Here is a 13,313-nt window from a genome sequence, read left to right as displayed (position 1 = left end):
TACCTGGTATGATAAAAGTATATAATATATTAGACAATAGAATTTCAAGGAATCCAAAAATTGTACGTTTGTTATCTAAATCTAAACAAGCACCAAATAAAGAATTAGGAGAGGGACTAAATACAGCTACTATAAAAATGGCTGAATTAGGGTTAAAAAAACCTGTTTTTAAAGAAGAAAATAATAAATTTATAGCTTGCTTATATCATGTTTCAGCTGATGAGCCTGAAATTATTATAAAAAAATTTAAAAATATTTTACCAGAGGGTTTTACTAGATTGCATGCAAGGCATTTATTTGGACTAAACCCTGAACAAACGAGTACTGAATTACAAAGGTTAAAGGATAAAAAAATTATTCATTATGTACAAGAACATAAGCGATGGAATTACTTGTAACAATTAGTTTAAGTGCTTGAAATAAATTACTCTACTGGCTTAATTAAGTTTTATTAGTCATAAAATTTTGATGATTTATAAAATAGGTATTAATAAATGCCCAAACAATCCAGATTCCTCTGTATAGGTGGTTTCCTCAATGGAACACAAGTCAAAGACCAAGGCGATAGCTTTATCTGTGTGGAAAATGGCAAACAAGTGACCTATCGAAAAATGGAAATTTTCCATCAAGACTCATGGGATCATGACTACTATGTCTGTGAAACAACAACAGATAAGCAAGCGCATAATTGGGTCTATGACATCGAGTCTAATTAATCAAATATATTTTTATTCAGTGAGTAAAATTATAACGAAGTTTCTGTAATAGACAGACATTAAAAGCCCCCCTTATTCAGGGGGCAGGTTGTATAGATATTAAATTACCAATAGCCCAGCATCTTCCACCAAAGTCCGCCCAATACAATAAAAATAGCTATATTGATAATGCTCATAGCAAAACCAGCTTTCCACCATTCACCAAGCGTGGTGTAGCCAGAACCATAAATAATAGGGGATGTACCTGTCGCATAATGAGTCAGTGTCATCATAATACTTGATGCTGCTGCCATAATCAGTGCAAAGAACATTGGAGGAGCACCTAGTGCGATACCTGCAATGTAGAATGCTGAAAACATAGCGGTAATATGTGCAGTGGTACTGGCAAAAATATAGTGGGCGTACATATAAGCAAAGAGTAAAAGCATGGAAGCAGGAACCCACGTTAAGCCAAGCTGTCCAATGCTAGTTTGTAAAACACCAGAAAACCAAGCGATTAAGCCGAGCTTATTTAAAAAGGTCGCCATCATGACCAATGCAGCAAACCAAGTTACCGTATCCCATGCACTCTTTTGAGTTAAGACATCATCCCAAGTTAAAACTCCTGTAAGCAGAAGGAGTGATAAACCAATAAATGCGGTTGTAGTTGGGTCTAAAGTCCACATATCACCCAATAGCATGGCAGGAATACCTGCCCAGAGTAATAATAAAATTCCAAATACAGCCAACATAATCATTTCATGTAAGGTAATGGGACCCATTTCTTTTAAACGGTCTTTGGCAAATTGTGCAGCATTTGGTGTTTTTTTAATTTCAGGTGGGTACATAAAGTAAAGTGCAATCGGCATAAATGCTAATGCAACAACACCTGGTAAAACCATTGCTAATGCCCATGTGGTCCAACTCAAATGGATTTGACTATTGGTCGCTTTCGCAATGAGTTCAACGACTAAAGGGTTGGGTGCAGTAGCCGTAATAAACATGGCAGAAGTAATAGGATTTGAATGGTAATTGACCAAAGCAAGATATTTACCAATTTTACCTTCAGTGCCTTTTTCTGGATCAGAATCAAAACTCGTTGCAATCGAGCGCACGATAGGGTGAATAATTCCGCCTCCACGTGCTGTATTACTTGGGGTAACGGGTGCAAGAATGAGTTCAGATAATGCAAGGCTATAGCCAATACCAATGGTTCTTTTGCCCCAAACTGCAATAAAGTAATAACCTAGTCGTGCACCTAGCCCTGTTTTTTGTAACCCTTTTGAAATCATGATGGATATACCAATCAACCAAATAAGAGGGTTAGCAAAGCCACTTAAAGCATCTTTGATGGCATCGCTAGGGTTATCTGCTGTTACTCGGGTAATCGCAACCAGTGCTATCGCGATAATCGAAATTGCACCAATAGGCATTGCTTTACCAATAATGGCTGAAATAACACCAATAAACATCGCAAATAGAAGCCAAGCATTTGCAGAAACATCTTGCGGAATTGGAATGAGAAACCAAATAATAAGGGTAAGTGATACTGAAATTATGGTTGGTATGAGTTTGAATCCCATTGAATCGTACTCCAAAAATATAGTTATTATGTGATTTATAATGAACAGTGATTTTGTTGAAGTCTAGTGTGGTTAACATATTGTCAATAAAAGAAAGATTTCAATTTTGTCTAGCGAATGATTGACTTCAATAAGAATTTAATGCTGCTCAATTCATTTATTCTTAATAGCAGTTTATATGTTTATTATGAATCTATAGTTTCAAACAGACAATAAAAAACCCCACTTTCGTGGGGCTAGTCGTATAGCTCTCGCTATACTCATATAAGGCTCATCTCATACTGAGCATATTAAAACATACATCTGCATGAATTGCAGTAAAAGAGTTATGGATTATTCAATTAACATTAAATCTGAAGTTGTTGCAGATTTAAGTGGTCGTAAAGCAAACGTCGAGCGAGTATGTCGAATTCCTTTAATCGAATACAGTTTTTTCCTTAAAAAACGTTCATAGTGTTCAGCATTTTTCACAGCAACTTTGACTAAATAATCATAATCTCCTGTAACCAAATGAGCTTCAATCACTTCGGGAATGTCTGCTAAAGTTTGGCTAAATTGCTCCAAAATTTCATCGTCATGCCGTTCTAGCGTGATTTCGATAAAGAATAATTCATTGATGCCAATTGCCTTTGGATTAATATTGGCGGTATAGCCATCAATGATTTTTAGAGTTTCCAAACGTTTTAAACGTGTCCAACAAGGGGAGGAGGAAAGTCCAACTTCATCTGCGAGTTGTGCAACTGTAAGTCTACCGTTTTGTCTCAAGGCAGATAAAATCTTCCGATCAATTTTATCTAGTGTATATTCTGTGCTGTTCAAAATTCATTCCATAGAAGAATCTTCTTTAAAATATAAATATACTTCATTCTTATGCTGAAATTTTTTTAAATCACTTTAAATACAGCAGATAATTGTGCAAGTTAATGATTAAACTAGATATATAAATTATCACTGAATGGGTTAAAAGTGATAATTGAACCAATAGCATCTTTAGGGAAGGGTGACTTAAAGATGCTATTGGTTCATCTTATGACTCACTTTCTTTGCATAATCAGTGAAATTGATCACAACCTGTATAATCATTGACAAAAATTCTTAAAAAAAATATGGATTAAATTTTTGAGCATTTATGGTTTTGTTATAACCTATATTCTAATTATATCTTATTGATTTAAATGAAATCATAATTTTGCAATTGATTGATTTAAAAGATGAATAATCGTCTTTTAACTATACGTATAAGCCTTAATTACCTAATTTAGGGGATGTCAGACAGAATCATCTAGGATTAGAATAATGAGGTCTATTCAACTCGGACGGAGTTATGAATATTTCTGAAACAATAACAGATTATAAGAAGTTATTACCTGAACATCAGAACCAATATCTAGAACAACTTTTAGCATTTGACCGTATGATTTTTCCTGATACCTGTAAGCAAGAATTGCATGATTTTATGCATGATTCTGATGCGATATCGGTGCAAGTAGTCGAGTATTTTGATGGCGTTCGTTTAATTGGGTATAACAGTATTCTTATATTAAAACTGAGTATCCGTGAAAAGAATATTTTTGTGGCGAATTCTCGCGGGTCATTTTTACCCAACTATCAGCGCGCCAACAAAACCATTAATTCGGTCATTAAAGTGGCAATACAACATAGTATCAAACATCCACTTCTTCCCTTGTGGATTGTCATGACCTTAATGCAACCTAAAGCTTATGCTTTACTTGCATCTTGTGCACAGAATTTTTATCCACGTATTGATATGGATACACCTCAGGACTACCTTGAAATACTTAAATTAATTGCATTGAGAAAATCTGATGTGCAAAAACGTGGGGAAGATATTTATGTACATCCTCGAGTAATCCCTGAAACAGCCTTAGATGAATCGATTCATATTCATGAACAGGCTAATCAACATATCGATTTCTTTATGCAACACACACCAGATTTCTTTGATGGAATGGGCATGGTGTGTGTGAGTAAACTCAATACCAAAATGTTGACAGAAGCTGCAATATTGAGTGCGATTGAACGTGCGGTAAGCTAAGCGAATCAGCGTTACAGGAGACTCACTTTCTTAACGATTGATGATTTTCACATCCGCATATTCGTGCAATAGCTCTGCGTTAATACGATCTAAAGCATCTAAGAAAGCCACATTAAATGAACCTACAGTTTGTGCTGTTTGGTATGCTAATTGTCCTGCTACAGCAAAATGCACATGTGCGGCCAAAGTGGCAGTCGTAACATCGGTTACAGCACAATAAGCTGCAATTAAAGCACCAAGCGCACAACCAGTTGCAGTCACACGAGGTTGTAGAAAGCAACCGCCATTCACTTGAATGACGCTGTTCAATTCTTTAGAAAGAATAAAATCGGATTCTCCTGAAATCGCAATACACTCAGCATGGTCTAACAAAGCCCAAGCTTGTACATAGACTTCAGCACTATCCAGTGTGCTATCTACCCCTTTACCTGCAACCTGATTACCCGCCAGTCCACTTATTTCAGAAGCATTCCCTCGAATTGCTGTAGGTTGGTATTGCAACAATTCATTGGTCATTTCCGAGCGCCAAGATAAAATGTTGCCATAACCAACAGGGTCAAGTACCCAAGGAATAGAAGCTTGATGCGCGGTATTGGCAGAAATTTGCATTGCCTGCATTTGTTCCGTTGTTGGTGTACCTAAATTAATACTGAGTGCGCTACTAATACGAGTGAAACTTTCTGCTTCAAAGGGGTTATCAATCATGGCGGGGGAAGCGCCACAGGCAAGTAGAACATTGGCTACATAATTGGCTGCGACACTATTGGTAATACATTGCACTAGAGGTTGAGTTGCACGAAGTTGGGTATGCGCTTCAACAATTTTCTGTAGTAATGGTGCAGTTTGATCCACTAGATTATCCTGAAGGTCAATTATGGGTTGGTTTGAAAGTGTAGACATGATGTTCACCATTCACCGTGTGAAATAGTGGTCCTGATGCTTACAACGTCGACAAAATAATGACACATATTCTTCGGCATCATAGTCAACGGCTAAGTCGTTGGAACCACAATACATACAGCGTTTGACTGAATAAAAGTTTAAACGCGGTTCAATTTTCTTCCAAGAACGCCACACAGGTTGAAAGAAAATACGTTCATCATAACCAAGAAACTTAAAAAATAGGATTTCACTCATTTTACTGAGGGGCATAGTTGGTAAACGAGGAAGTGTAGATGTTTCCCATTTTTCTGCGAGAGATCGTTCTCGATACTGCTGAACAGTTTTTTTGAGTAAGTTGGTATTAATGAAGTTCTCATTGCGTGGCTTAAGCGCTTTTTGTTCATGTAGATATTCTAATGCAGTTTGGATGAGATAATAAATCTGACCCACCGCGAGAGTATCCATTAAACGATAACAAAAGGTTTGAAAGCTCTGATTGCCTGCAATTTGAACCCCCCAAGATTTGCAGTAATATTGCATGAACTGAACGATTTCTTGATATAAGATCAAATACAGTGTGTTTTTAACTTCGTCAGCGTCTTTAAATGGGATACCGAGTTTTAAATTTTCGTAAAACCAATGTCTGAGTTGTTGGGTAATACTGAATAAACTCGGTTCTGTATAACCTTCTAGACGAACATTGACATAATATTCATGCGCTTCTTCTGCGAAATCTTTGGCAATTAAAATTTGGTCTTTTAACAGTTGCTTGAGCAAGGTACTTTGAAAATAATAATTGGGGGTAATGGGCTGATATTTAATTTTTTCCCAGTGAATAAATTCGTCATGTGCTGAATATTCCTGAATCTGATTATCCAGAATACTGAGTAAAAATAGTTTGTGTAGAAAGCTAAGTTGGCGCAGTTCTAGCTCTACAATCTCTTTCTTCTTGAGTTTACGTTGTTCTTGCAGTCGCGTTTCTTGCAGTAGCTTTTTACGTTTTGAAGCACAACTGTCACAGTGGCAAGTGAATTTATCCGACTGAAATACCCGATGCGCACAGTGACTACATTCATGGAATTGCACATCTTGATCATATTGTTCTGCTTCTATCCAATACATTGCTGCCTGACAAAGCGGACAAGTTGTGCTTTCATCCAGTTGTTTTTGCAGAATTTGGAGCAGCATGGTTAGTCATCGAATAATTGAATCAGTGTTTAAGATTATACACCGTTTAGGTGTTGTTCAGAGTTGAACTGTTAAGCATTTATGCAAAGCTTTGCTGATGTTTTGCAAATAAAAAGAGCTACTGCTTCGAGTAGCTCTTTATTCGTTAGCGGTTAGAAAGAATTTAATAGGCTGCTGGGCAAGGCAGGGTTTCGTCATCTTCTCCGAGTTGTTTGGCATAAATTAAAGCTTTCACTTTTTTGGAAGGAATTTTTTTGCTTCCTAATGCATCATATTGATTTAAAACGCTGCTGACTTCTTGCGCTTGTATTGGAATACCTTCGCAACACATAAATGTGGCAATCACTTTATGATCGATGCCTGCTGCGTGTAAGGTTTGCATGACTTTAATATTTTCCGTACGAATCAAATGTTCTTTGATATACATCTTGCACCTCGTTTTTATTTTGCTGATTTTTATAGTGCGCTTTGCACATCTATTTACAAGCAAAAAACGTGCACAAATTGTAGTCAGTTTGAAAGATAAGTCATAAAAATGTCACTCGCACCAGTGATACGAAACGGTGTGTAACTGAAATAGGGACGTATACGCTAAATACACTGTAATTTATGGGCTATGAGTGTCTGATTGACTTTTTGTTTTTGTTCATCTGCTAGATAATTTTGATAAGTTGTTATAGCACCAGATTGCTTCGCAGTATAGATCACGGCATAAATCCGTGCACCTTGCAGAATAATTTCATATTGTCCTGTATTGCGTTGGGAATTACGTTCGTTGAAAAAAAGATGCTGTTCATAGGGACGATCTTTTGCCATTTCAATATTTTCAGTTTTTATATAATGCAAAGAAATGGGTTTTAAATAAGGAAAATACATCAGTTTTATTGTTTGCTCATTTTGAACTGGGGCAACCAAAACAAAATGATGTTGTTGATCCGACCCCAGACATTCCATGTATTCAATAGTTGGCGCGGCAATTGCAACGGATGCAAAACTTGACAAGATGATGCCGTAAATCAGGTGTTGTATTTTCATTTTTAGCCGACATACTCATCGAGGAGGAATAAAGCGTATAAATAAAATACATCTCCTTAAAATTATGCGCAATCATGATTGAAATGCAGAAAATAAACACCCATATTGAATGATAAACAAGGGCAAAGATACTTGTACTGTGGTGAATGATTTTACGCAATGCAAAAGTCAATGCTAAAAAGACAAATAGGAAATGATATGAACATTGCGGCAAACCCAGTGGTAGAAGCAGATCAAACTGTATATTTAAAAGACTATCAAAAACCTGTATTTCTGGTTGATTCGATCAATTTAGATATTCAGGTGTATGCAGAACACACACAAGTGGATGCCAATTTGGTCATGAAACGCCAAACTGAAGGTGATTTGGTCTTATTGGGGCGTGATTTAGAGCTGAAGTCTATAAGCTTAAATGGTCATGTTTTAAATGCGAGCGATTACACTTTAGATAGTGAGCAGCTTGTTATTCATAATGCACCAAATGAAGTCATTTTAGAAACATCGGTGATCATTCATCCCGAATCAAATACGCAACTTGAAGGCTTATACCAAGCAGCATCAGATTTGTATGTAACGCAAAATGAACCAGAAGGTTTCCGTAAAATTACATTCTATCCAGACCGTCCTGATGTTTTAGGGGTATTTACGACACGCGTAGAAGCCGATAAAAAATATCCAGTGCTTTTGGCCAATGGTAATTTGCTTGAAACAGGTTTAGTTGGTGAAGATCGCCATTTTGCGATTTGGCAAGATCCAACCAAAAAACCAAGCTATCTTTTTGCTTGTGTGATTGGTGATTTGGCTGTTTTAAAAGATCGATACACGACCTCTGAAGGACGTGATGTGGCTTTGGAAATTTATGCTGAAGAAAAAGATATTCCAAAATGCCATATTGCGATGGAAGCCTTAAAACATTCCATGCGTTGGGATGAAGAACACTACGGTCGTCCATATGATCTAGACAATTACATGATTGTTGCCACCAGTGCTTTCAACATGGGCGCAATGGAAAATAAAGGTTTAAATATCTTTAATACCTCATGTGTACTGGCTGATGAAGAATACACGACCGACGCTGCAATTATGCGTGTGCAATCGGTGATTGCACATGAATACTTCCATAACTGGACAGGTAACCGTATTACTTGCCGTGATTGGTTCCAATTATGTTTAAAAGAAGGCTTAACGGTTTTCCGTGATCAATCTTTTTCGGAAGACTTGCAATCGGCAGCCGTGCAACGTATTGATGATGTCGCTGTACTCAAAGCACATCAATTCCCAGAAGACTCAGGCCCATTGTCTCATCCACCGCGTCCTGATCATTTTGTAGAAATCAATAACTTTTACACAGCTACTGTATATGAGAAAGGTGCGGAAATTAACCGCATGATGGCGACCTTATTAGGAAAAGAAAAATTCCGTAAAGGTACAGATGAATATTTCCGCCGTCACGATGGTCAAGCTGTAACAGTTGAAGATTGGGTTGCGGCATTAACTGCGGGTTCAGGTGTTGATTTGTCAAATTTCCTGACTTGGTACAATCAACCAGGCACGCCAAAACTTGAAGCGACAGGTGAGTATGATGCTGCTACACAAAGCTATCGTTTGAGTTTTAAGCAAAGCCTTAAAGCCCATGCGAAATACCCGAACTTAAAAGCAGTTCCAATTCCTGTGGCACTGGCATTATTTAATGCGGAAACAGGTGAACAATACACGCTGCAATCTGAAGCATTATTTGAAAATGGCGTCAAAGATGGTGTGTATTTATTCGATCAAGAACAAGCTAGCATTGTCTTTACAAATGTAACAGCGAAACCTGTCGTATCTTTATTACGTAATTTCTCTGCACCCGTAAATCTTGAATTTAACTATTCAGATGAAGAGTTGGCGTTCTTGCTTCAATATGAAACCAACGGCTTTAACCAATGGCAGGCAACACAAACCTTGTTAGAGCGTGTTTTATTGAATGATCATGATGCAGCAATTTATGTTCAAGCCATTAAAAATACGTTGCCAGCGCTTGTCGAAAAAGATCCTTTACTGGCTTCACGTTTGTTTGATGTTCCGAGCGAAGGTTACTTGGGTAGTCGTATTGACGAAAACTATAATCCTGCCGTAATTCAAGAAAAGCGTAATGCATTGTTAAATACCTTGGCACGTGAATTAGGTCAATTCTGTAAAGAAACATACTTAGCTTTAGACCCTGATTTGCAGAAAGATTTTTCACAGGCAATGGGTGTGCGGGCATTGAAAAATATCATGTTGATGATGTTGGCACGTCAAGGCGATGTGGAAGCATTTGATTTGGCATATAGCCAATACACCAACACACGTAATATGTCAGAGCGTTTAGGGGCCTTGCGTGTTTTAGTCTGGAATGATGCGCTGCAAGCCCCAGTAGCACTGGAAGACTTCTATGCACGCTTTAAAGATGAAGCACTTTCGCTTGACCAATGGTTTACGGTGCAAGCGTCACATCCGAATGCAACAGTAGAAAGTATTCAAACTTTGATTAATCATCCAGATTATGATTTGGGAGTACCAAACCGAATTCGTGCTGTGAGCGGTGGTTTAAATAGCAACCCTGTAAATACATGGAGCTTTGGTGTTGAGCATTTTGTAGATTTGGCCAAGTATTTAGATGAAAAGAATCCAATTTTAGGTTCACGTTTATTACAGGTTTTATCTCGTTGGTATACTTTAGCTGAACCACAACGTTCTGATGTATTGGCATCTTTAGAAGCTTTAAAGCCGCAAGTCAAATCTAAAAACGTGGTGGAAACTTTAAATAGTATGCTGAGTATCTGATAAAAAGTTTTCTAAACTTTAAGCATGTTCAGGCTATTTTTCAGTCATGAGAAATAGCCTTTTTATTGGTTTCATTAAAGGCTAAACAAGCAAAATTGAAACTAAAAATTGTGTAGGGGAAGGTGTACGGATTTACGTCTGAGGGTATTTACAGATCCAAGTGCCTGAAGATGTAATGGCACGTGCAATTCAAATTAAAAAGTAATAAGACTGTTTTTAATACGTAAGTTCTGCATTTTGCTGAATAGATACATAAAAAATCCCTCGACGCAGAGGGATTTTTTTAACTTTAGACTTTTACAATCAGAACTGGAATAGGGGATTGTGTAAGTACAGCTTGTGCAACACTACCAAGCATCATCTTTTTGAAGCCAGTACGACCATGTGAGCCCATAATAATTAAGTCTGCACTGACTTCATCTGCAATTTGGATAATGCCATCCGCAACAGAAACACCACGGATGACTTTAGTATCGACCTCAATTTCATCCCGAACGAAGGATTGTTTAATATCTGCTAAACGCTTTTGGGCATTTTCTTCCGCTTGCATAAAATAATCTGTAATTGCTGGGGCAACTTTATAAAAGTCTACGCCGACAAAAGGGTCGACAGCCACTACAGACATTACAGTAACACGGCAGTTTAATAGTTTGGCTAAAGAAAGTGCTTGCTCAACAGCAGTATATGAGATTGGGGATTCATCGACAGGTACTAAAATATGTTGATAAGTCATGAGTGCACACCTTCGATCATTATTATAAAAACTTGGCTTTGTATATTGGAGGAATTGAAAAGTACCTACGAAAGATACTTCAATGAGCACCCACCTAAAAGTAGGTGCTGAATTTTTGGACTTATTCTTTCACAATTAAAACAGGTAAATGTGTACCGCGGAGCACATCTTGCGCGAAGCTACCGAGTAAAAACTTTTGGAAGCCTTTACGACCATGTGAACCCATAACAATTAAGTCAGATTTTTTTTCTTCGGCAGTTTGAACCACACCTTCCGCAGAAACTTGCCCTTTAATGATTTGAGTTGTTGGTTCGACACCTTCAGCCTGAGCAAATACAATCGCTTCTTTTAGGGCTTTTTCAGCATTCGCATAAGCTTGTACAAAGTATTCTTTCATAATTGCAGAAGAATAATAAAAGTCGACTTCTGTAAAAGGATCTTCTGCAACAAGGCTAATCAAAGTTAATTCACTGCCAAATGCTTTCGCAATAATCGCGGCTTGTTTAACTGCGGAGAATGAAATTGCAGAGCCGTCTACTGGAACTAAAATATGTTGGTAAGACATCGGATTTACTCCTATTGTTTATCATTATTGCTACTTAATTATAGATAGCACATAGTCCGATTGTGATCAATTTATAAAGTGAAAAAACAGCGTAAATTCATTCTATTAATTAGAAATTTTTAATCTTTCTCGATACTTCCTAAAAGTTAAAAAGTTGAGTGTTTTTATCAGATTTATCATTGAAGCTTTAATCAAAATAGAAAGGTTTTTTCATTTTTTATGAGAGAGCTTTGTTTTTTCGCTAAAATACGCCTGTTGAAAAAGATTCTTTAAAACACATCATCATGAAAATATTTAAAAAAACTGTGGAATTGCTCATGTATAAAAAGACAATTTTTATCATTTTAAGCTGTATTTTGGCGCTGTTAACAGCATGCCAAAATACTCAAAAAAGTAGCAAAGTTATTGCGCGAAGTTTTAACACTGCCACAGAAATACAGAAAAGAATGTTGGATAAACATGCACCTAAAAATGTATTGATTCATTCAAATATTGAATATTCCAGAAATCCAAAATTAGGACTTGATCTATATCAACCTGAAAATATCGAAGAATTGGGCTTAAGACCGACAATTATCTGGATTCATGGTGGGGGATGGATTTCTGGTTCCAAAGAAAATGCTCGCGGGTACTTTAAATTACTTGCTGCACAAGGTTTTAATGTTGTATCAGTCGAGTACCAATTCGCTCCTCAAGTGATTTATCCTAATCAGTTATTGCAAATCAATCGAGCACTTAAGTTTATTGGTAAACATGCTGAAGACTACCATATTGATGCGAATCAACTTTATATGGCAGGTGATTCGGCAGGTGCTAATTTAGCAAGCCATTATGCAGCGTTACTTACAAATCCTCAATTTGCACGAGAATCAGATTTTGTACCTTCAATACAATCGCAACAGTTGAAAGGATTGATTCTGCATTGTGGTATTTACGATATGGCGTCTTTTGTGGCTACAGCACCTGATGAACGTAAAATTGTAGAATGGGGAATTTATAGCCTGGTTAAGGCATACACAGGGGAGCGTAAGGATGATGCCGCTTTCTTAAATGAAATATCGCCAATAAAGCATCTAACTGCAAACTACCCTCCAGTATTTATTAGCGGTGGTCATAAGGACTTTTTAACAGCGACTCAATCTGTTCCTTTTGTTGCCGCATTAAAGCAGCAAAAGATACCAGTAACCGCTGTGTTTTATCCTGAGAGTAAAGAGCCATTAATTCATGAGTATCAGTTCCTTATGGGCTTAAAAGCCAGTCAGCAAACGTTTGATCAAACCATTTCTTTTGTACAAAAAATCAGTGATTTGGATTCTGAATTATAGAAAAATCATATAATGAGCAATTATGAACTGTTAAGCTGCATCCAGAAAATTAGGAGAGGTGAAGTAGAGTATGAATGCACTGATATTGGCTTATGCCATGTTGGCTTTGGCAATTGTTTCCGAAGTGACTGGCTCCGCATTTTTAGTAAAATCTGAGGGTTTTACAAAATTAGGACCAAGTCTGTTGGTGGTTGTGTTTTATGTCATTTCTTTTTATTTATTATCGCAAGTGATCAAAACTATCCCCCTAGGAATTGCTTATGCAATTTGGGGTGGTGTGGGTATTGTATTAACTGCTTTGATCGGATTTTTTGTATTTAAACAAATTTTAGATTTACCCGCTTTGATTGGAATTGCCATGATTGTTGGAGGGGTAATTGTAATGAATGTTTTTTCAAACTCGATTGGACATTGATACGAAATGATATAAAAAAAGCATACAG

At 37.0% G+C, this 13,313-nt stretch carries 14 protein-coding genes; 6 read left to right on the top strand and 8 right to left on the bottom strand.

Translation table 11 applies throughout. The features are described from left to right. Both DCO44_RS08480 and DCO44_RS08475 read left to right on the top strand, forming a co-directional pair. A partial coding sequence (locus DCO44_RS08480; protein WP_228157533.1) for a hypothetical protein occupies positions 1-398 on the top strand: 398 nt, incomplete at its 5' end. Between the two features lie 96 nt (positions 399-494). Continuing rightward, positions 495-716 (top strand): hypothetical protein, encoded by a 222-nt coding sequence (locus tag DCO44_RS08475; protein ID WP_116760942.1) that lies wholly within the window; start codon positions 495-497, stop codon positions 714-716. 104 nt (positions 717-820) lie between these two features. Here the strand turns inward: DCO44_RS08475 and DCO44_RS08470 are convergent, their stop codons facing one another. Further along, positions 821-2,278, bottom strand: a complete 1,458-nt coding sequence (locus DCO44_RS08470) for a DASS family sodium-coupled anion symporter (protein WP_116760940.1) — start codon at positions 2,276-2,278, stop codon at positions 821-823. Positions 2,279-2,611: 333 nt separating this feature from the next. Beyond that, on the bottom strand, positions 2,612-3,097 hold the full coding sequence (locus tag DCO44_RS08465) for an Lrp/AsnC family transcriptional regulator (protein ID WP_116760938.1): 486 nt from the start codon (positions 3,095-3,097) through the stop codon (positions 2,612-2,614). Between the two features lie 505 nt (positions 3,098-3,602). Between DCO44_RS08465 and DCO44_RS08460 the strand changes: the two genes are divergently transcribed. Further along, positions 3,603-4,334: a hypothetical protein gene (locus tag DCO44_RS08460; RefSeq protein ID WP_116760936.1), complete on the top strand. Its 732-nt coding sequence runs from the start codon at positions 3,603-3,605 to the stop codon at positions 4,332-4,334. 30 nt (positions 4,335-4,364) lie between these two features. On the opposite strand, the gene thiM is transcribed toward DCO44_RS08460, so the two are convergent. The 4 genes from thiM to DCO44_RS08440 form a co-directional block, all read right to left on the bottom strand. Next, on the bottom strand, positions 4,365-5,234 hold the full coding sequence (thiM, locus tag DCO44_RS08455; RefSeq protein ID WP_116760934.1) for a hydroxyethylthiazole kinase: 870 nt from the start codon (positions 5,232-5,234) through the stop codon (positions 4,365-4,367). A 12-nt stretch (positions 5,235-5,246) separates the two neighbouring features. After that, complete coding sequence (locus DCO44_RS08450; protein WP_116760932.1) at positions 5,247-6,404, bottom strand: hypothetical protein; 1,158 nt, start codon at positions 6,402-6,404, stop codon at positions 5,247-5,249. A gap of 163 nt (positions 6,405-6,567) precedes the next feature. Further along, positions 6,568-6,831, bottom strand: coding sequence for a hypothetical protein (locus DCO44_RS08445; protein WP_116760930.1), 264 nt, complete (start codon positions 6,829-6,831; stop codon positions 6,568-6,570). A gap of 164 nt (positions 6,832-6,995) precedes the next feature. Then, the gene (locus DCO44_RS08440) at positions 6,996-7,439 is read right to left on the bottom strand and encodes a hypothetical protein (protein ID WP_116760928.1); all 444 of its coding nucleotides are present in this window, start codon (positions 7,437-7,439) and stop codon (positions 6,996-6,998) included. 198 nt (positions 7,440-7,637) lie between these two features. Here DCO44_RS08440 and pepN point away from each other — a divergent pair, with 198 nt between their 5' ends. Continuing rightward, positions 7,638-10,247 carry an aminopeptidase N gene (gene pepN, locus DCO44_RS08435; protein ID WP_116760926.1) on the top strand — a complete coding sequence of 870 codons (2,610 nt, stop codon included), beginning with the start codon at positions 7,638-7,640 and terminating at the stop codon, positions 10,245-10,247. A gap of 289 nt (positions 10,248-10,536) precedes the next feature. Here pepN and DCO44_RS08430 read toward each other — a convergent pair whose 3' ends face one another. Further along, positions 10,537-10,980, bottom strand: a complete 444-nt coding sequence (locus DCO44_RS08430) for a universal stress protein (RefSeq protein WP_116760924.1) — start codon at positions 10,978-10,980, stop codon at positions 10,537-10,539. Positions 10,981-11,101: 121 nt separating this feature from the next. Beyond that, positions 11,102-11,545, bottom strand: a complete 444-nt coding sequence (locus tag DCO44_RS08425; protein WP_116760923.1) for a universal stress protein — start codon at positions 11,543-11,545, stop codon at positions 11,102-11,104. Between the two features lie 317 nt (positions 11,546-11,862). Here DCO44_RS08425 and DCO44_RS08420 point away from each other — a divergent pair, with 317 nt between their 5' ends. Then, on the top strand, positions 11,863-12,870 hold the full coding sequence (locus tag DCO44_RS08420) for an alpha/beta hydrolase (protein ID WP_116760921.1): 1,008 nt from the start codon (positions 11,863-11,865) through the stop codon (positions 12,868-12,870). A 70-nt stretch (positions 12,871-12,940) separates the two neighbouring features. Next, a complete protein-coding gene (locus DCO44_RS08415) occupies positions 12,941-13,285 on the top strand; it encodes a DMT family transporter (protein ID WP_116760919.1) in 345 nt (114 codons plus the stop codon). Positions 13,286-13,313 lie beyond the last annotated feature (28 nt).

The sequence above is a fragment of the Acinetobacter sp. AM genome (assembly GCF_003105055.1).
Lineage (GTDB): Bacteria > Pseudomonadota > Gammaproteobacteria > Pseudomonadales > Moraxellaceae > Acinetobacter > Acinetobacter tibetensis.
The sequence above is the reverse complement of the archived record's forward strand: the minus strand, read 5'-3'. Positions and strand labels throughout refer to the sequence as shown.